A 16,857-nucleotide genomic window follows, 5' to 3' on the forward strand; every position below is an offset into this window, starting at 1 on the left:
ACAAAATAAATGTGTTTGTTGAACACATTTTAAGCAGAAAATTCTCTCAAAACCCGAAAACTAACATAGCAGCATCTCTGCCATGTTCATTTGTCCGATTCTGCCAGCCAGTCATAACTCTGAAACGATCCTGGGATAGCTTGGTAACATTCCTTTTCGGAGCCACCATTTCAAACTCTACTCCCAGATCGGATAGGTAGTCCTCCCAGATAGAGGCATCACGTTTGACAGAGCCAACGCCTTGCAGTTTTTTCCGCTCCGCCTCCCTGGTCATTGGCTCATACCAGGTGCGCTGCCTCGGATCCTCAACCCTCACAATACACCTGGTGCCAGCATCCAGAGCTTTCTGGGCATACTCCTCAACGATCCTCATAGCCTTGTGGATCGCCACACAACCGACACTAACAAAGGATCGCTGGCGGTTATCCCATACAGCAATCCCAGTGTTAGTACCAGTATCAATACCGATATAGATCATTCCGCCTCCTTGATATGTTTGGGGATCTCATAGAGCACAACACCTTTGAGCTGGTTTGCCTCTTTCCTGGTGCCATAGAGTTGCGCCATCAACAGATCATCGGGGAGATACTTATAACGGATCTCCTCAACCAGTACGGAGGAAATAAACTCCTCACTCATCACATGGAGGCTCCACAATCCGTTTTCTCTCTGAACGGTTACGATTGCAGCCTTATGGAGGAATGAGCCAGCACGATACTCCCCATACTCATCAGAGGCGATCACCTCACTGTTTGCCGAATCCTGGAGCTTCTGGATAAACTCCTTTTTCAGCTTTCTCTTTCTCTTTTCCCAGTAGGGAGAGAAAACAACCCTTTTTCGTGGAGCTTTTTCCACAGCCACCTCAACGGTGGGCACATCTTTTTCTTTTTCCATGAGTTTATAACTTGTAGGGTGAAACAATGTCAAAGATCGCTTTGCAGATCTCTATGTCATAGAGGGCATCATGGAGCTTGGTATCATCCACCTGGATCCCCAGAGCCTTTGCAACGGTGCCTTGCTTAAAGTCTTTCATTTCTGATCGTTTTTCAGCCAGATACGGTGTAGCCAGCACCATCACATCGGCACTATTGCTCCAAAACCAGGAGCCAAAGTATTGATCATCATTCTGGAGAAACCAGCCTCGGAGAAACTGATTATCAAAACTGGCGTTGTTGTAGCCAACCAGGAAAAACTTATCCTTTTTGTTGTAGCGATCCACATACTTTGCCAGCAGATCCACAAACTGACGGTAGATCTCCTCCATAGGAGGGTAAGCCAGAATTTGCTCCCTGGTTACACCAGCCACAGCCAGAGCCTCATCCAGGATCTCCGCTTTCGGATTGGGTCTTACTTTATAATCAAATTTCTCCTTGATCACACCATCAATCACGATCATTCCGCTCATCTGGTGGATCCCATGCTTTCCTGGATATGTGCCAGTAGTTTCCAGGTCAAAGAATAACGCTTTCATTTTAACTCTTTTATGTTGAATTTACGATAGCCAAACATGGCATAAACTTTTCTCATGTGCTGGAGGATCAATCTATAGTTTTCCCTCCCAGCGGTCTTAATGATCCGCTTTTTCTGCTTTCTGGGGAGCCTGGGCATCGGAGTGGCATCTATCATCCACTGGGGTATGTTGATTACACCGTATTTGTCGCTCATTTTGCACCTCCTTTCTTGTATTCCCTCATGGCTCTATGTAGGCTCCCTCTCTGATCCAGGAGCGTTGCCAGGCGGTCAATATCCACCAGATTCTCTCCATCCATATAAGCCCACACCTTTCTTAGAGCCTCGGAGATCGCTTTTGCCTCCCTCATATCTTTGAGAGATCCGCCAACCTCCTTATTTGTGGCGGTGGATTTTCCTTGCTCCTGGGCTTCTGCAACGGCTCTCTTTGCAGCCCTCACCTGGGCACCTGGAGTTTCATAGCTGTTGCCGATCTCCCTGGCTGCCTTTGTGGAAAGGGTGCCAGATATGATCTGATCCTGGAGGTATTTGGGGAGATCCAGCAGAGAGAGACATTTGCTCACAAACGCTGGCGATTTCTTAAACTTATCGGCTATTTGCACCTGGCTATAGCCAAACTCCTCCTTGAATCTGCGAAACATGATTGCACATTCGTATTCAGTGAAACGCTTGCCCTCATTTCGCATCATCTGTTCTATATAGAGTTGTTCTGGGGTGCTATCTTTCGGAGCTTTGAGAGCCTTGATAAAGGGGATGTTTGCACCCTCCTCTATAGCCAGCATAGTAGCACGGTAACGCCTTTCACCATCCACCAGCTTGTATCTCTCATTTCCATCCTCATCCTTGAAAGGAATAACAGTTATAGGATTGAGTACTCCAGCAGCCTTGATCTGCTCTTTAAGCTCATCTAGATCAAAATCAATTCGCACATTGAAACCATCCATCACCACGATATTTCGGGGATCAATGAGGAATATATCCGTTCTTTTTGTAGCGTTTGTTTTCATTAACAAATGATCTATTCAAATTCAAAAAAATTATCAAATAATGTTGTTTCGTTTTTTTCTTGAGTTTTCCCAAGAATGAAATCACATATAAAATTCCTCGCATAATCGGGGCTTATCATTGACCGTTCCTCGCTACAGATACCTGCCTTAGCTCCTTTCTTTGCATGAATTATACTTTTCTTTTCTTTGTCAAATTGATATGTTTGTCCGTTGGTTGGTTCGCAATTTACAAACCAATAAGCTGTGGGTTTGACAAAGAAATCTCCTCTCATCATTCGATTATTATCTATTAAAGAGGGCTGTTTAACAAAATTAGCCTTTAAGTATGTTTGCATAGACCAGGGATTTTCAATGATCAATCGAAAACCCATTATCTCCGCTAAAGAATACAGCTTGATTAGTAGCACATAGAAAGTCAAACGATTGTTTGCTCTTTTGATTATTTCATTCGACTTTGATTTAGTATCAAGTTTTCTATAATTCTTTGCGTTCCATCCAAATAACATTTGACTAACACAAGAGAAATAGATACACGGAAAGAAAGCCATAACCAAATCATCTTTAGAAATGCCATCAAACAAGCTGGGTTTTCCATCATAGGCTTTTTCAATCTCAGCGAACAAATCATCCGTATGATCTGTTTCGCCAAAATTATTTTGAATGTCGTAATCTTCGGCTGGGATCCCAAGTTTAATAAACTCGTTTTTGAATGTTCCCGATTGCTCAAAGAAACAATGTACTTTCCCTTTAATTTCCATTAGTAACGAAAGTTTGTGAAATGAATTACTACGCCCTCAAATACATTACCCTCGTGAACGCTGCCAAAAAACCAATTCACAAAGTCCTCTACTGAAAGCCCATCGTTTTTAGCCAGAGCCTCCACTGGCACCTCTCGACCATCAACCCATGCCTGGGGTATGGCATCATCGGAGCCATAGGTCATGGTGATTTTTTGCATTCCGATCTGATCACGCCTAGCGATCTCCCTCTGCTGGGAGTTATACGGTCTGCCCTCCCATTCACGGATAGAGAGATACTTACCACCAGAGGCTATATCGGCATAGCGACTATCCCACACGCCTTTGTTGTTGCCTCTGATCGTGTGGATCTTTTCCCCACAATTCAGTTTTTCCTCAAAACCAGTGGGCTGTTTTGCTCTCTGGTGTGTTACTGGAAACACCTTACAGAGAGTGAGGATCACTTTCTTTTTTGCTACTTTCTTAGTCATTATTCTGTTGTTAGATTGTTCGACAAACACACTTTTGGTATCAATAACGCTTTCCATGTTTGGGAGAGCGGAGAGAATTGTATGCCATCTTTTTCTTTATATGCCATACCAGATCAATGTTATACTCCCTTGCAAGCTGGAAACAGTGCCCTATGGTAGTGTGGAGCTTTGCTGTGAGGGTTGCACGTCTATCCACCAGGGTACTCACAACAAACCAGATTTTCTCGGTGAACGTGTTGCCTTGGTTTATGATCGCTGGAGGAGTGCCATACGGCAATTCAATCTTATTGGCTCCAGCCATATCCAGACAGCGGATTACAACATCTGCCAGCTCATCCTCCAGGGTGTTTTTGATTTGCACCTCAAAGTTTTCTTTGAAATAGATGTTGCCAGGGTGGAAAGTCTGATCAGAGAAAATTCCATACCTTTTCCAATCCTCGGAGTGGGTTTTCGCCCTATGGTTTTTCCTATCAGCCTCAACCGCCTCCATCAGCTCTGAAATGATCAGACAGAGGAAATGGATGTTGCTGGGCTTATCCTCATAGAAACCATGCTCCACGGATGTTTTATGTGCCCAATCTCGGAGCTTATTCCAATCTACTGGTGTCATTTTCTCCTACTGCCTCCACGCAGCTCAATTACGTTAAACGATTTGAAACGATCAACCAAACGCTTTTCAAACCTACTTTTGAGATCCTTAACCGTTAGGTTGGAGGTGATATGAAAGCGTTTCTGGTACTGCTGGTAGATCTCATACCTGGCAAACAGAAACTCATCCATCACTTGATTTAGCATCGTGCCAAAACTTTTCTGGTTCTCTGTTTGCAATCCCAGATCATTGAGGCAGATATGTAGCGGATTGCAGCCATCATAGGTTTCCACCTTATCTGTTTCGTTGTAGGTGTATTTGTTGATATGCCCATTCACCTTGTGAAAGTTCATCAACTGGGTTGCACTGATATTCCTAAACACCATCTCATTACCAATTTCACGGAGATAATCCGCAAAGATCTGCATAAGGAGCGTTTTCCCAGTTCCAGGCTCCCCTATGAGGAGGATATTTTTGTGGATCTTATAATCCTCCTCTGGGAAAACATCCTCTGCCAATGCACATCCATTGAAATAGAGGAGTAAGAATTTGAGCACTTTTCGATTGTGCTCATCAACCTGGAATGTGCCCAGCTCTCTTAGCATGAGATTATTGGCGATCGCCATAACCAGGCTTCTGTGTCTGGCATATTCCTCTGGGTCTGAAAGATCATACTTAAAACCTTTCAGAATAGTCTTTCTGTGCCTCATCGTTGCTGCCGCCTCCTTCTCTTTGGTTAGCTGGTAGCGTTGCGCCTGGGCATCCCTTATTATTCGCAGAGCCTCCTCCTGGGTTAGCTGTTGCGATATGTTGCCGTGGATAAACTCCATTTCGTTGCTGTTGTTCGTAATATGCGTTTATAACCCATTTTCGTATGGTGAAATAATCACTCTTTGTTTTCTTTCCATTTGATCCTTTCCAGTTGTTTAGAATATCAATCATGTCCTTAACGGCATCCTCTCCAAACTCTGCAACCAGTTTGGCATACTCATCATGTGTTAGGGTTACAAAATCGCTGTATTTATACTTTTTCTTTTTCTCTGCTGCTGCCTTTTCCTTTTCTGTGAGAGGTGGCGGTGTTTCCCCCTGGGGAGGATCATCAGCTATCAGAGGTAAGACTGGATCCACATCTGGTTTCTTTGGTGGCTCCACTTTCGGAGGTTTCACTTTCGGCTCCTCAACGGATAACATCTTTGCTTTGGTGGCGTTTCCGCCTTTCAGCCCAGCCTCTCTCCGTTTAGCTCTGATCTCCTCTCCTCGGATAATCTGCCTACTTATAAGAGCACCATCATCACGCCATGCACACAATCCAGCATCAATGAGGGTTCCTATCACTCCATCATCATTTATCGCCAGGAGGCGGTTTATTTCGCTCCTGGAGTATGGATCTCCGTTAGGCTTTAGCAACGCTCCTCGCTCAACGCTCCCCCACATTAGGCATAGCAGATCAACCCAGAGAGATCTGATCTCTGGAGATAGCCCCCTCACACCTGGCATGGAGAGCCATGCCAAGGTGTCAAAGGGCATTAGTGGGATTTGACGTTTACGAGCCATGAGATTGTTATACCTCCAGAATAGCAATATCTGGTGCGATTTCACGGATCTTATTCAGCACGGTATCAATGCACTGATCACGGTAGCTTTCGGTAAGCTCATTGGCTCCAGGGGAAACGAGCTGTAGGAAAACCTCTCCATCTTTGAGGTAGTGATCAAACTCCACCTCAATAGCCTCCTTTGCAGTCCCCTTGAATATCGCCACGTTCACTGTGAAACTCTTGGGGAGGTTGCTTTCTACCTCCTGGCGGTAAACATCGGCTGTAGAGCCAGAGGGATCACGCTGTTTCTGGATCTCCGCCTTTGCCTTAGCGGTGAAATTTTTGAGCTTTGAAACCAGAGTCATGCACTCCTGGCGATCGGTAAACACGCCACGATTGAGGCGGAGGAACTGCCCCAGTTTGGCTGGGAGCCATCCTATAGTGCCATCGTTGATGCCAAAGCGTGTGTAGGTGTCTGTGAAAGCAACCGTGCCCACGATCTTTGATTTGGTGTAGAAATCACGCTCATTCACAGTGAGGGTGATTTTCATATTTTCACGATCTACCTTGATATTGGCTGTGAGCTGGTCTATTGTACCAACACGCTTTTCCAACCAATCCAGAGGTGTTGAGATCACGCCCTCAACATTGATGCTCTCTGGAGCCTTTGTTGCCAGAGGAGCTGGCTGGGGGGCTGCCTCCCCATTGCGATAGATAACCTCAATAGGTTTCTCACCGTCATAGTTGCCGATATTGACAACGATCTCTTTGTTCTGATCTTCCATCTTTGAAATTGTTTAAGGTTTGTTAATCATCCGTACCAGTACGGAAATTTCTGATTGCCGACATGATTGTAGGCTGTTTTTCACCAGGTGTAAGAGGGCGTTTCTCCAGGAGGTGCCCATCGGGGGCATAGATTGCAGCCATACCGCTTTCAAAGTCCTTGAAAAGGAAAACATCGGTTGTAACCCATTCGCCACCAGATTTGATCTCCTCCAGGATTCCACTCATCCGCTCAACGAGGGGCTTGATCTTACCTTTGTATTCGGCACGGATCTCTGCAAGCTGTTTTTCAAGCTCTGCAACCTGGATGCCTACATTGGCATATTCTGCCCTCCGAGCGTTGATCGCATCCTGGTCAAACTTGTTGGTATAACTCCGCTCCAGAATCTGATCGCAGTTATCCCTCATTACTTGCTCCCTCTCCTCTACTGGGAGATCCAAGCACATAATTTCATCTACCATTGCGTAAAGAGATTATAAATTTGTTTGTAAAAGTTGATATGCAACTGGTATTTGTTTATCAGCACAAATGCCAGAACCATTATTGTTATGATCCGTTTGGTTAGTGTCCTCCAGCCCATCCATTTCCCCAGAAATATGTTGAAAAGGAGAAATATAAAGAGAGCTGATTGAGTGCTGAAAACACCTCCGAAAAACACCACTACAGTAGCAGCAGTAAGGGTGTTGCACACGATCCCCAGTAGGGAGTAGTTGCCCTGGGTTTTGAGCTTGCCGTGGATCTTTTCCCCCAGGAATAGGAGCACGATCTGAAACACCAGAGCCAGAGCCACAACACCGTAAAAAATGTTAGTCCACATAGCCATTTTTATTTGAGGTGATCACCAACAATGAAATTGAACTGGTGGTATTCAGCCCAGAGCTTGATAAACTTTTTGCCGAAATACTCTGCTTTCTCCTTCGTTTCCTGGCACAAGCGGAACCCAAAGTTCGCAGTCGCAAACGAGGAGCGATTACCCGAATCCAGAGAACCGAAACCCGCAAGCGCACCATCATTCGCACCAGCAGCGAGCAGGGCACCCCTACGATCTTCATCCATGCCATTCACCTCCTCCTGGGTATAGAGGGCAAACCAGGGGTACCAGAGGATCTGGGAGCCTTTGCCATCGGGTTTAGGCTGGAAATTACGCCCCCAGAGAGCACGGCTAATGGTTTCCAGCTTCATCAGCGCAATGATATGTTTAGGCATATCCTGGCGATAATCCCAGTGATCAAGGAATTTAGCACACAGAGCCTTTTCCCTATCCTCCGAAAGGATAGGATTTTCTCCCAGAGCCTCACAAGCATCCTCATAGCTCTGGATCGTCTTGTAATCATCCAGGGAGGGTTTGGGGCAATTGTCCTCTGTTGCAGTCTTGCCAGTAAGGGCATCAAGGAGGCGGATCATACGCTCGTCACCGCCATTTTCGTTTGCTACCTTATAGGCAGCATTGAGATTACTTTCGTATATCTCCACTTTTTTGTTTTCGCTCATCGCTTAACTTTTTTAATTTGTTGATATTTTGTTTGGTAACTCTTATTGCATTTAATAACCTTAGCTTGTTACTTGGAGCTTTCGGCATATTCTCCAGAATCATTGGCAAATGCCTGGCTAACTCATGGATCAAATTATCTGGTACGCTTATCATTTATCCTCCAGTATTTATTGGGATCGGGGATTTCAATACCCAGATACTCTCTGCCATATTCCCTCAACTTTTCACAGTATGTTGAGAATGTTACGGTGTCCATAGTGGCAGTAGATCCAGGGAACTCTATGATCTCTCCAGTGTGTTTGTTCACTACCTTATCAGCAGTTATCCGAGCCTTGAAAAATTCGTGAACTTGCTCCACACTCACAAACTCCCATCCAGCCTCCAGGAGGGCATCCAGCATCATTGGATAGATGCAACCCCATAGCCAACCATTCTGATCATTGCTTCTGGGCTTTCGGATCCTCTTGATCTCAATCCGATAAAACCCATCCAGGGCATTGTTGAACCAGTCGTAAAGAGGTTTGAGATTGAACAAACCTTTCCTTTTTTCTATGAGGGCTTTGTTTGCCATTAGATACGATCCAGATTTACAGTTAGACCACGTTTGCCAGCATATACCTCTTTCCCAGTCGCTCTCTCAATCTCCGACACAAACAACGGCTCATCGCCATTATCCTTAGAGAGATGGAGCAGAACGATATTTTTTACCTGGGATAGGTCAGAACTTTTCAGATACTCTTTGCAAGTTTCCAACTCCATGTGTGAGGTTAGCAACCGCTCCCTCTGGGAGGGCAATGTACGCCCCTCTCTGATCGCCTGGTATAAGGCGTTATCGGCATAGTTGCACTCTATCAGCACATGATTGAGATTGCGAAACTTGTATTCACACACATAGCTATCGGTAAGAAACATGATATTACCACTCTGGGGGTGATTTATCATGTAGCCCACGCACGGCACATCATGGAAAGCTGGAAAGGGAATAATCTTAAAATTTCCCAGTTTGTAGCCCTTACCAGGAGCTATTGCAACGGAGCGAGATCCCCAGACCTCTTTTGCAGTCCAAACCTCTGGGAGAGCCAGAGTGGTAAAACCCATTTCAACCATGCCCTTAATGTACTTTGCGTGATCTCCGTGCTGGTGTGTGATTAGGCAGCCCACAACCTTGCGGATGTTGAATCCTAAAACCTTTTTTACCTCATTCAGTCGGATCCCAGCCTCCAGAATCAATGCCTCATCGCCAGCATCCAACACATAGCAGTTACCGCTGGAGGAGCTACCTAACACAACCAGTTTCATATCACGTCAATTAGTAGGGTACAACTACATCATCATCGCTTTGGGGATTTGCCACCTGGGGAGTATTCCCCTGGGAAAGATCCTCAAAGGAGGTGGTTTCCAGATCAATCACATTGCTTTCCATACCCACGCTGGAGGTTGGGAGCTGGTGATCAGTATCTATCTCCATTGCTCTCTCATCGCTCTCTGCCTCATAGTTAAATGCCTTTTCCATTTCCACAGAGAGATAGCCGTATTTACTAAGTAAATTGCGGATAGTGGTTTTGATCGCCATGCCATGAAAGTTGCCCAGCCAGCCCAGAGTTTTGCTATCGGCAACCATAGGCAGATTTGCCAGGTTGAGCAGACTTTCCACAGTTATATCTTTTCCAGAGAGTGCCTTTGAGTATTGCTTTGCATGAGCAGCCATCGCCTCAACCGACATATAGAGGGTTTTTGAAAAGCCGTTCAGCAACTCAAAGTAGCAGAAATATCCTATCACCTTATCGGATTTTTTCTCTCCGTCAAAGTCGTATATCCCAGTGAGCTTTGAGCCTTTTCGCAGCTCTCCCTCATAGACCACATCGGCATTGATCGTGCGATATTGACCAGTACGCATAGCCAACTGGATCAGACCTTTGTAGCCTATCTGGAAAGTGGGCGAATAGACATCATCCCACACCTCACGATATGATCCATCGGGATTTTGTACGGTAAATTTCTGTCTGGATTTGTAGGCGATCACGAAAGCGAAACCCAGAGCCTTGCTTATAGGGAGGCGGAGGGAAGCAGCTTTAAGGCACTCCCAGATCACACGTTTAGGTTCGCATTTCTGGAGCTTGGAATCACCTCCAAAGAGTTCCAACACAGAGGTTATGAATGAGCCAGCGTTTTTCCCCAGGGCATCCTGGATCTGCTGTTGCACATCTTTCTCATTGATCGCCTTTTTGAGGAGATCAACTGGCTTTAACTTGGCTGGTTCCTGGTTTGCAGCCGTTACGGTTGTTGTTTGCGGTGCCATCATCGTATGGTTATTTTAGCATCCAGGGAAACACAGAGGTTGATCACCTGGGAGATTGTTGGGATAATCTGGTTTACGCTCTCTCTGTTGTCAATGAAAATCGGAGCTGATACGCCTTTGTGTTTGCACACGGCATTGATTATATCCAGTCCAGCATTGAGCTTTCCAGCAGCATTAACATCGGGATAGGGAGTGCCATTGACAGTGCAAATGCACGTTACATTCTCGTTGCCGTTCAGTTGCTCTTTGATGAAAGAGAAAGAAACGTATGTGAAAAGGCTATCAATCTTTTCCTGGAGCTTTGCATCTTTGGCTTTCTGAAATTCCAGGGCTATCAGCTCCCATCCCTCCAGATCTGCCAGAGCTTGATTGTTGGCAATACGTTTTTCCTCCAGATCATTGATCTCCTTATCGGCTCTTTCGATAGCATCACGTTTTAGCAGAGATCTTTCCAGTTCTCGGATCTCTCCCTGGAGTTGCACTTTCTCTTTTGAGAGATCGGAAACATCCACCGTTTGAGCGTTCATTGTGAGCTGATTTTCCAGCTCGGAGATCTCATTGCGGAGAGCCTGGCAAACGGTATCATTCTGGATCATGGCATCCACATTGGGAGCCTCTGGGATTGAGGCTTTCTTTGCCTCAACCTGGGCACTGACGGCTTTAATGTTAGCATCCGTCTTACTGATAGCGTTTCGGATCTCATCAGCCTCTTTCTGAAGCTGGTTTTGCTCATCTGTGAGCTTTTTACCCTTTTCCTCATTGGCTTTGAGGCGTTGAGATTTATTACTGTTGAAATTCGCCTCCAGTTCCGCCTTTTTAGCCTCAATATCGGCTGCCTCCAGAGGGCGGTTGCAAGTAGGGCACACAAATGTACCATTGGGGATCAGAGGCATAACCTCTTTGAAAATACGGATGTATTCCGTTTTCATTTCAGCTATGGTGCTAACCATCTGGGTTATTTGATCCTCCTTAGCCTGGAGTTTCTTTACCAGATTGGATCGTGCTGCCTGGGCATTGGAGAGATCAAACTGGAGTTTCTGTAGATCCATTTTCGCCTGGTTGATACCAGAGAGGGCGGTGGTTCTGATCTCATTCTCTGCTTTGTTGAGTTCCATGCGTTTCTGTCCGATCTGTTGTTGTATATCGGATTTACGCTTATACTCTGCCTCTGTAGCCTTAGAACGATCACTGATCTGATCATCTACAGCCTGGAGGCGTTTTTCTTTATCGGCTTTCTGACTCTCCAGCTCCTCCCAGTTTTCGGGCTGGGGGCGGAGGCGGTTTGCAGTATCTATCTGGCTGGGGATGATTTTCAGCTCATCATTGCAAGCCCTCTTTTTTGCTGCCACCTCTTTAGCGTATGCTGCCAAAGATCTGCCATTGAGTTCTGCCAGGAGCTTAACGAAAGCCTCATTTGTGCCAGCAACCTCCTCATCACTAACAGTACCCACCATTTCCAGGAGGATTGCTTTCTGATACTCTGGTTTGAGGCTCACAAAGTAGTAAGGGTTCGTTACCAGCTTGAAAACATCCTCTGGTATGATCTCTGCAATCTCTGAATCAAACTCCCTCTTTGTGCCCATTTTCACATCATTGATATAAAACTCCGTGAAATGGTTGATCAGTCGCTCCTCGGTGTTTGCCGTTGCACGGCTCCACTTTTCACAGTAGCAACGCTGGATCTTAACTTCTCTGCCATCAACGAGCAGAACGGCTGTCACAGAGTGTTCCAGGTGCAAAATCGGTTTCTTTGTTATCGGATCAATCGTTTTAATGTTGAAATTGGAATCCGATCTGCCAGTGCTATCCTTGCCGAAAAGCAGCCAGTGGAAAGCATCAAAGATGGTGGTTTTGCCAGTACCGTTTTCACCAGATATTACAGTTACCTGCTGGGTGAAATCCAGATACAGCTCCCTCACACCCTTGAAATTCACCAGCGATAGCGATTTAAGCGTGATTGTGCTCATACTAAATTATTTATTGATTATTGAATTGAATTTTTCAGCGGTATTTGCAGCCATTAGCTCCGCTCTGGAGTATTGGATCTTTGAGCGGATCGTGCTACCCATCCTGGAGCCAGTTACCAGTCCATCATGCACCCAGCGTTTCACTCTTGCCTCACCAAACACCCTATAAGCCTCACGTTGCGACATGAGATCTTTTGCTGGCGTTGTGCTCTTGGCATAGTTAGCAGCTCCTAACTCCGACATTTGGGAGCAGATGTTTTTGAGTTCGTATAGATCCAGAATTATTTGCATGATTATTTTCCCTCGGTATTGTATCTTACCATACGCACGGCAAAATCTTTGAGGCTTTCCCCATCCTCATCCTCCACGATAAGGAGGTAGGAGAAATAAGCACTGCCAGCAGCAGTAACGAGGTGTGCCCAGTTGCCCATAATGATACCGTAAATTCCTCCGATACCGAGCAGTGCCCATACAATGAGCCACACGAGATTGTAAATTTGACAACCTTTCATCGGTGTTGCATTTTTAGATTGTTGTTAATCGAATAATTCACTCTCTGGGATGTTCAGATGCTTTGCAATGAGAGATCGCCTTAATGCGTCTGGCTTTTGAGTGCCGTATATCCAGCACCTAACCGTGGCTGGATGCACCTTGCATAGTTCAGCGATCTCATCTACAAATGCCGACTTGGGAGCTTTTTGCGCCTTTGGGGGCAAAGCATCATAGTGTTCCCGAAATCTGTTTTTTGCCATAATTTTTACGCTTAAATTGTGTGTTGCACAAACATATTTTGTTATATTTGCACCACTCAAAATGTTTTAGTGATGCAAAGATAAAGACTTTCTACGAAATTACCAAATCTTTCGCGAAAGAATTTCTATTAAATTTTTGCTCAAAATTACAAGTATATGATAACCAACAAGATAGATAGATATAAAATTTTGATCCGATTTATGATAGAATCGGGCATAATCACCTCACAGAAAGATCTTGGGGCGAAAATGGGGTACTCTAAGGAGAGCACAATATCCCAGATCATCAATGCAAAGGTGAAAGAACCGAAAGACTTTATAGAAAGACTATCGGGGTTTGTTCCAGATCTTAATAAGAGCTGGCTGGAAACTGGAGAGGGATCAATGCTCAACTCGGAAACTGGGGAACAAAATTTTTTTGGGGATATAAACGGTAACGACAATAAGTTTTCTGGGCGAGATATGACAATAAACCCTCCTTGTGCAGTTGGATTTGATATAGATCGTATCTTTATAGAGATCGCTGCTCAGAGAAAGCTCACAGAGGAGGCACAAGCTCAGACACGCAAAGCCCAGGAGCAGATGGATCGGCTTCTAACCATTATTGAAAACTTAAACAAGAGATAGAAAAATGGAAAAGTATTATCGAATGGTGATAGACCTCTACAAAGAGGCACTGATAAACCAGGTAAATTCAGAGAGAATCCTGGAGGTGAAAAAAGAGATCGCAAACGCAATAACAACTGCCAGAATCCAGGGCAATCCTTATGACGGACTGCAAACACTCCTGGAGGATGTAAATATGATAGTGATATAATGGCAGCGTGTCCTAAATGTGGCAGCACAAATATTCATGCCGATAAAAAGGGTTTTAGTGCTAAAAAGGGGATTGCTGGGATGCTCCTATTCGGAGGATATGGATTATTAGCTGGTGCCCTGGGAAGCAATAAGCTCCGTTTGACGTGCCTGGATTGTGGTTATCAATTCAAACCTGGGGAAAGTGCCCCAGATCTGCCACAATACACATCAGCCAATAGCTATGATCTGCCAACATCAGCACCAACTAACCAAAAGGGCACATCCGAGCAGAAAGTGAGAATTGAAACGATCCTAAAGTACCGATCAGTGATTAAGGATTCAAAGGTAACACTTCTGGAGGATCTGAAAGCAGAGGGGAAAACTCATGTGATCGTACCTGGAGGAGAGATTGAGGCTCTTAACAAACTCCAGGGAGCCAACAATGGAATGAAAAGGATCGTTTCTTTTAGAGAATGTGATAAATGAATACACCAGTGAGTAAACAGATCATGGAGCGTTTCTACACCGCTCTGGATGCGATTATAGCGATGAAAAAGATCCGAGGGGTAAACACCTATTGTCGGTTGAACGAAATAGACAGACGCAATTTCATAGCCCAGAGGAAAGATCTGGATCGAGGCTGGTTCCAGGTGAGCTGGCTACAACCAATGGTGAAAGACTATGGCGTTAGTGCCAGGTGGCTCCTCCTGGGAGTTGGAAAGATGTTTGAGTAAGAAAGAAAGCGGAGCCTGGAGATTGGGCACCGCTTTTTGTTCTTTCCCCCATACCCCCTATTTCATATACTCTTTATAATCATAACAATTATAATCTATATTTTTATATTATAGTTTATGTATATACGCTCACGCGCACGCGAGGAAATATTTGCTTAGGCAAAAGGCGATTTTTCGGAGATTGATTTTCAATCATTTACAAACATTTGCCTAAGCAAAAGACTTATTTGCCTAAGCAAAAGAAAATAGCTCAAAACATTTGCCTAAGCAAAAGGGCGAAAAATCCCTATTGAATATCAGCGAGTTATAACATTTGCTTAGGCAAAAGATTATTTGCTTAGGCAAATGTTCATAAGTGATTGATTTTCAATGCTACTTACTTTTGCTTAGGCAAAAAATTTTGAAAAATTCGGGCGAAAAACATTTGCTTAGGCAAAAGGCGATTTTTCGGAGATTGATTTTCAAGTAATTACAAACATTTGCTTAGGCAAATGTTATTTTTGCTTAGGCAAATAACGCTCCTCTTTGACATCATAAGAGGTAGGGATCAGATCCAGAACGGCTCTATTGGCTTTATCTATTGGATCCCAGGATTTACGGAGATAAATATCCGTTACTTTCATTGAATCATCCACATGATTGAGTGCTGCGTGAACGGTGTACTTATCCACCCCAGCATCATTGAGGGCGATGGTTGCCCATGTGTGCCTGGCAGCGTAAAACTCCAGATCATCTATCTGGAGAGCTTTGCCGATTACTTTCAGCCCTTTGTTTATTGCAGCCGTGAATGTATCAATGGAGGCGTAAAGCCGATGGAAATTGAAAACCCTCTCTCCAGTCGGATCTTTGTATTTCTCCAGGAGAGCCTTTGCCTCTGGTTCAATCTTGATGGAGATCTCCGCCTTATCGGATCTCCTGGATCTGGTTTTGGCTCTCTGGTAAGTAAGCCTCCCTCCCTTGCAGTCGGTACAAGTATAAAGATCCGCCTCATTCATGCCCAGCAAAAGGTACGAAAGCATAAACACATCCTTTGCCAGATTATGCCTATTGGTACCAGGTTGCATGATCATAGTATAGGGGTGCGCTATGAGTGCCTGGAGCTGATCAATGGTTAGGGCACGTTTCCGAGTGATCGGCACTTTGGGGATCGTAACCTTTTTGAACGGAGAGAGAGGGATCCTAATAATCCCAGCATCCTCATCATTAAACTCAGCCTTTGCCTTATTGTGGATCGCCCTCAACACGGAGGGATAGAGGCTTTGTGCTCGTTCCCCTCTTTCTCTGTTTTTTCTGGCTGGTAGTTTCTGGAGCCAGAGGATCCAATCATTGATCAGCTTAACGGTGATCTCCTTGATGGATATGTTTTCCCTTTCAACATACCTAACCAGGCTATTGATCGCAACATTGTAGGTTCTTGCAGTCCCGATCCGCCCCTCATTCTCCAACTGTTTTGCATACGCTCTGCCATAAGCCACAATATCCAGATCAAACACCTCCTGGGTATCTCTGGTGATTATTTCAACCACTTGCTCAACCGTCATGCTCTTGATCGCCTCTCCGACACGATCACAACGCGATCGGTATTTCTTTATTAAATCATCAGTGAGATCAACGTATTTCTGGTTTTTCAGTTTTAGGGAACGTGTTAGATCCTCCCTGGTAACATACCAGGGGGTTGAGAGGTATTTTTTCCTCATATTTTGAGTTACGCGGATCTTGATATTATAGGTGCCATCAGCCTTTTTCTGGTGGGCATAAACCTCCGCCTTAAATGTTGCCATGTTTTTCTGTAGAATAATTGTAGAATATTACACCGCAAAATTACTAATTTTTTGCGGATTTTGAGAGCGTAAAAAAGCCCAATCTTATTCAGACTGGGCTAATTTGTACCTCCGAAGGGAATCGAACCCTTATCTATGGTTTAGGAAACCACTATTCTATCCGTTGAACTACAGAGGCTTATGTGTAATATTCTCAATTTTATTCATCAGCTCCATCACGGAGTGGATTATAAGAGTTTTCGGGAGCCTTTTAATAGAGTGGAAGATTAGGAATTTCCCATTCTATCCGTTGAACTACCAAGGCTTATTTGAATGCAAAATTACAACTATTAATCGATTTTTCCAATTTGCAGCCTGTTTTTATTGCGGATTGAGGCCAAATTGGAGTCAGGATCGAGGCTTTTTGAATCTCAATTCGAGG

25 protein-coding genes and 1 tRNA gene are annotated in these 16,857 nt (G+C 44.7%); 4 read left to right on the plus strand and 22 right to left on the minus strand.

The annotated features are described in order from the left end of the window. Window positions 1-46 precede the first annotated feature (46 nt). From C5O23_RS08940 to C5O23_RS09035, 20 genes are all read right to left on the minus strand, one after another. Window positions 47-478, minus strand: coding sequence for a hypothetical protein (locus tag C5O23_RS08940; protein WP_107032601.1), 432 nt, complete (start codon window positions 476-478; stop codon window positions 47-49). Then, the gene (locus C5O23_RS08945; RefSeq protein WP_240597766.1) at window positions 475-894 is read right to left on the minus strand and encodes a hypothetical protein; all 420 of its coding nucleotides are present in this window, start codon (window positions 892-894) and stop codon (window positions 475-477) included. Before C5O23_RS08945 ends, C5O23_RS08940 begins: the two co-directional genes overlap by 4 nt. A 4-nt stretch (window positions 895-898) precedes the next feature. Further along, window positions 899-1,471 (minus strand): 3'-5' exonuclease, encoded by a 573-nt coding sequence (locus C5O23_RS08950; protein ID WP_107032602.1) that lies wholly within the window; start codon window positions 1,469-1,471, stop codon window positions 899-901. Continuing rightward, the gene (locus tag C5O23_RS08955) at window positions 1,468-1,665 is read right to left on the minus strand and encodes a hypothetical protein (RefSeq protein WP_107032603.1); all 198 of its coding nucleotides are present in this window, start codon (window positions 1,663-1,665) and stop codon (window positions 1,468-1,470) included. Before C5O23_RS08955 ends, C5O23_RS08950 begins: the two co-directional genes overlap by 4 nt. Beyond that, window positions 1,662-2,477 carry a ParB/RepB/Spo0J family partition protein gene (locus C5O23_RS08960; RefSeq protein WP_107032604.1) on the minus strand — a complete coding sequence of 272 codons (816 nt, stop codon included), beginning with the start codon at window positions 2,475-2,477 and terminating at the stop codon, window positions 1,662-1,664. Before C5O23_RS08960 ends, C5O23_RS08955 begins: the two co-directional genes overlap by 4 nt. Before the next feature lie 11 nt (window positions 2,478-2,488). Continuing rightward, entirely contained in the window at window positions 2,489-3,235 is a 747-nt protein-coding gene (locus tag C5O23_RS08965; protein ID WP_107032605.1) for a hypothetical protein, read from the minus strand. After that, entirely contained in the window at window positions 3,235-3,705 is a 471-nt protein-coding gene (locus C5O23_RS08970; protein WP_240597768.1) for a hypothetical protein, read from the minus strand. Before C5O23_RS08970 ends, C5O23_RS08965 begins: the two co-directional genes overlap by 1 nt. A gap of 40 nt (window positions 3,706-3,745) precedes the next feature. After that, on the minus strand, window positions 3,746-4,315 hold the full coding sequence (locus C5O23_RS08975) for a nucleoside triphosphate pyrophosphohydrolase family protein (RefSeq protein ID WP_107032606.1): 570 nt from the start codon (window positions 4,313-4,315) through the stop codon (window positions 3,746-3,748). Then, window positions 4,312-5,004 carry an ATP-binding protein gene (locus C5O23_RS08980; protein ID WP_107032607.1) on the minus strand — a complete coding sequence of 231 codons (693 nt, stop codon included), beginning with the start codon at window positions 5,002-5,004 and terminating at the stop codon, window positions 4,312-4,314. Before C5O23_RS08980 ends, C5O23_RS08975 begins: the two co-directional genes overlap by 4 nt. Continuing rightward, the gene (locus C5O23_RS08985) at window positions 4,970-5,848 is read right to left on the minus strand and encodes a hypothetical protein (RefSeq protein ID WP_133166535.1); all 879 of its coding nucleotides are present in this window, start codon (window positions 5,846-5,848) and stop codon (window positions 4,970-4,972) included. Before C5O23_RS08985 ends, C5O23_RS08980 begins: the two co-directional genes overlap by 35 nt. A gap of 7 nt (window positions 5,849-5,855) precedes the next feature. Further along, window positions 5,856-6,614, minus strand: coding sequence for a hypothetical protein (locus tag C5O23_RS08990; protein ID WP_107032609.1), 759 nt, complete (start codon window positions 6,612-6,614; stop codon window positions 5,856-5,858). Window positions 6,615-6,636: 22 nt separating this feature from the next. After that, window positions 6,637-7,059 carry a hypothetical protein gene (locus C5O23_RS08995; protein WP_240597770.1) on the minus strand — a complete coding sequence of 141 codons (423 nt, stop codon included), beginning with the start codon at window positions 7,057-7,059 and terminating at the stop codon, window positions 6,637-6,639. Between the two features lie 8 nt (window positions 7,060-7,067). Continuing rightward, complete coding sequence (locus tag C5O23_RS09000; protein WP_107032611.1) at window positions 7,068-7,436, minus strand: hypothetical protein; 369 nt, start codon at window positions 7,434-7,436, stop codon at window positions 7,068-7,070. Window positions 7,437-7,438: 2 nt separating this feature from the next. Beyond that, on the minus strand, window positions 7,439-8,104 hold the full coding sequence (locus tag C5O23_RS09005; RefSeq protein ID WP_107032612.1) for a hypothetical protein: 666 nt from the start codon (window positions 8,102-8,104) through the stop codon (window positions 7,439-7,441). 134 nt (window positions 8,105-8,238) lie between these two features. Continuing rightward, a complete protein-coding gene (locus C5O23_RS09010) occupies window positions 8,239-8,676 on the minus strand; it encodes a NinB/YbcN family protein (RefSeq protein ID WP_107032613.1) in 438 nt (145 codons plus the stop codon). Beyond that, window positions 8,676-9,404 carry an MBL fold metallo-hydrolase gene (locus C5O23_RS09015; RefSeq protein WP_107032614.1) on the minus strand — a complete coding sequence of 243 codons (729 nt, stop codon included), beginning with the start codon at window positions 9,402-9,404 and terminating at the stop codon, window positions 8,676-8,678. The genes C5O23_RS09010 and C5O23_RS09015 overlap by 1 nt, the downstream gene beginning before the upstream one ends. 10 nt (window positions 9,405-9,414) lie before the next feature. Continuing rightward, a complete protein-coding gene (locus C5O23_RS09020; protein ID WP_107032615.1) occupies window positions 9,415-10,407 on the minus strand; it encodes a recombinase RecT in 993 nt (330 codons plus the stop codon). Beyond that, entirely contained in the window at window positions 10,404-12,371 is a 1,968-nt protein-coding gene (locus tag C5O23_RS09025; RefSeq protein ID WP_107032616.1) for an AAA family ATPase, read from the minus strand. The genes C5O23_RS09020 and C5O23_RS09025 overlap by 4 nt, the downstream gene beginning before the upstream one ends. A 6-nt stretch (window positions 12,372-12,377) precedes the next feature. After that, window positions 12,378-12,662: a hypothetical protein gene (locus tag C5O23_RS09030; protein WP_107032617.1), complete on the minus strand. Its 285-nt coding sequence runs from the start codon at window positions 12,660-12,662 to the stop codon at window positions 12,378-12,380. A gap of 2 nt (window positions 12,663-12,664) precedes the next feature. After that, complete coding sequence (locus tag C5O23_RS09035) at window positions 12,665-12,883, minus strand: hypothetical protein (RefSeq protein WP_107032618.1); 219 nt, start codon at window positions 12,881-12,883, stop codon at window positions 12,665-12,667. A 396-nt stretch (window positions 12,884-13,279) separates the two neighbouring features. Between C5O23_RS09035 and C5O23_RS09045 the strand changes: the two genes are divergently transcribed. Genes C5O23_RS09045 through C5O23_RS09060 form a run of 4 tightly spaced genes read left to right on the plus strand, consistent with a single transcriptional unit; the run spans window position 13,280 to window position 14,655 of the window. After that, on the plus strand, window positions 13,280-13,750 hold the full coding sequence (locus C5O23_RS09045; protein ID WP_107032620.1) for a hypothetical protein: 471 nt from the start codon (window positions 13,280-13,282) through the stop codon (window positions 13,748-13,750). Window positions 13,751-13,754: 4 nt separating this feature from the next. Then, window positions 13,755-13,940 (plus strand): hypothetical protein, encoded by a 186-nt coding sequence (locus C5O23_RS09050; protein ID WP_107032621.1) that lies wholly within the window; start codon window positions 13,755-13,757, stop codon window positions 13,938-13,940. Next, on the plus strand, window positions 13,940-14,407 hold the full coding sequence (locus tag C5O23_RS09055; RefSeq protein WP_107032622.1) for a hypothetical protein: 468 nt from the start codon (window positions 13,940-13,942) through the stop codon (window positions 14,405-14,407). The genes C5O23_RS09050 and C5O23_RS09055 overlap by 1 nt, the downstream gene beginning before the upstream one ends. A 23-nt stretch (window positions 14,408-14,430) precedes the next feature. After that, window positions 14,431-14,655, plus strand: coding sequence for a hypothetical protein (locus C5O23_RS09060; RefSeq protein ID WP_107032647.1), 225 nt, complete (start codon window positions 14,431-14,433; stop codon window positions 14,653-14,655). Between the two features lie 494 nt (window positions 14,656-15,149). On the opposite strand, the gene C5O23_RS09065 is transcribed toward C5O23_RS09060, so the two are convergent. Then, window positions 15,150-16,436 (minus strand): site-specific integrase, encoded by a 1,287-nt coding sequence (locus tag C5O23_RS09065; RefSeq protein ID WP_107032623.1) that lies wholly within the window; start codon window positions 16,434-16,436, stop codon window positions 15,150-15,152. Between the two features lie 106 nt (window positions 16,437-16,542). After that, window positions 16,543-16,614 (minus strand) — tRNA-Arg (locus C5O23_RS09070). Window positions 16,615-16,857: the final 243 nt, after the last annotated feature.

It is taken from the genome of Duncaniella muris (assembly GCF_003024805.1).
In the GTDB taxonomy this organism is placed as follows: Bacteria; Bacteroidota; Bacteroidia; order Bacteroidales; family Muribaculaceae; genus Duncaniella; species Duncaniella muris.

Coding starts and splice junctions, on each gene's coding strand:
- C5O23_RS08945 (WP_240597766.1), bottom strand. CDS start 894: ATGGAAAAAGAAAAAGATGTGCCCACCGTTGAGGTGGCTGTGGAAAAA.
- C5O23_RS08985 (WP_133166535.1), bottom strand. CDS start 5,848: ATGGCTCGTAAACGTCAAATCCCACTAATGCCCTTTGACACCTTGGCA.
- C5O23_RS09020 (WP_107032615.1), bottom strand. CDS start 10,407: ATGATGGCACCGCAAACAACAACCGTAACGGCTGCAAACCAGGAACCA.
- C5O23_RS09045 (WP_107032620.1), top strand. CDS start 13,280: ATGATAACCAACAAGATAGATAGATATAAAATTTTGATCCGATTTATG.
- C5O23_RS09015 (WP_107032614.1), bottom strand. CDS start 9,404: ATGAAACTGGTTGTGTTAGGTAGCTCCTCCAGCGGTAACTGCTATGTG.
- C5O23_RS08980 (WP_107032607.1), bottom strand. CDS start 5,004: ATGAGGCACAGAAAGACTATTCTGAAAGGTTTTAAGTATGATCTTTCA.
- C5O23_RS09055 (WP_107032622.1), top strand. CDS start 13,940: ATGGCAGCGTGTCCTAAATGTGGCAGCACAAATATTCATGCCGATAAA.
- C5O23_RS09065 (WP_107032623.1), bottom strand. CDS start 16,436: ATGGCAACATTTAAGGCGGAGGTTTATGCCCACCAGAAAAAGGCTGAT.
- C5O23_RS08970 (WP_240597768.1), bottom strand. CDS start 3,705: ATGACTAAGAAAGTAGCAAAAAAGAAAGTGATCCTCACTCTCTGTAAG.
- C5O23_RS08960 (WP_107032604.1), bottom strand. CDS start 2,477: ATGAAAACAAACGCTACAAAAAGAACGGATATATTCCTCATTGATCCC.
- C5O23_RS09005 (WP_107032612.1), bottom strand. CDS start 8,104: ATGAGCGAAAACAAAAAAGTGGAGATATACGAAAGTAATCTCAATGCT.
- C5O23_RS09035 (WP_107032618.1), bottom strand. CDS start 12,883: ATGAAAGGTTGTCAAATTTACAATCTCGTGTGGCTCATTGTATGGGCA.
- C5O23_RS08990 (WP_107032609.1), bottom strand. CDS start 6,614: ATGGAAGATCAGAACAAAGAGATCGTTGTCAATATCGGCAACTATGAC.
- C5O23_RS09000 (WP_107032611.1), bottom strand. CDS start 7,436: ATGGCTATGTGGACTAACATTTTTTACGGTGTTGTGGCTCTGGCTCTG.
- C5O23_RS09060 (WP_107032647.1), top strand. CDS start 14,431: ATGGAGCGTTTCTACACCGCTCTGGATGCGATTATAGCGATGAAAAAG.
- C5O23_RS08975 (WP_107032606.1), bottom strand. CDS start 4,315: ATGACACCAGTAGATTGGAATAAGCTCCGAGATTGGGCACATAAAACA.
- C5O23_RS09025 (WP_107032616.1), bottom strand. CDS start 12,371: ATGAGCACAATCACGCTTAAATCGCTATCGCTGGTGAATTTCAAGGGT.
- C5O23_RS09030 (WP_107032617.1), bottom strand. CDS start 12,662: ATGCAAATAATTCTGGATCTATACGAACTCAAAAACATCTGCTCCCAA.
- C5O23_RS08995 (WP_240597770.1), bottom strand. CDS start 7,059: ATGTGCTTGGATCTCCCAGTAGAGGAGAGGGAGCAAGTAATGAGGGAT.
- C5O23_RS08940 (WP_107032601.1), bottom strand. CDS start 478: ATGATCTATATCGGTATTGATACTGGTACTAACACTGGGATTGCTGTA.
- C5O23_RS08965 (WP_107032605.1), bottom strand. CDS start 3,235: ATGGAAATTAAAGGGAAAGTACATTGTTTCTTTGAGCAATCGGGAACA.
- C5O23_RS08950 (WP_107032602.1), bottom strand. CDS start 1,471: ATGAAAGCGTTATTCTTTGACCTGGAAACTACTGGCACATATCCAGGA.
- C5O23_RS08955 (WP_107032603.1), bottom strand. CDS start 1,665: ATGAGCGACAAATACGGTGTAATCAACATACCCCAGTGGATGATAGAT.
- C5O23_RS09050 (WP_107032621.1), top strand. CDS start 13,755: ATGGAAAAGTATTATCGAATGGTGATAGACCTCTACAAAGAGGCACTG.
- C5O23_RS09010 (WP_107032613.1), bottom strand. CDS start 8,676: ATGGCAAACAAAGCCCTCATAGAAAAAAGGAAAGGTTTGTTCAATCTC.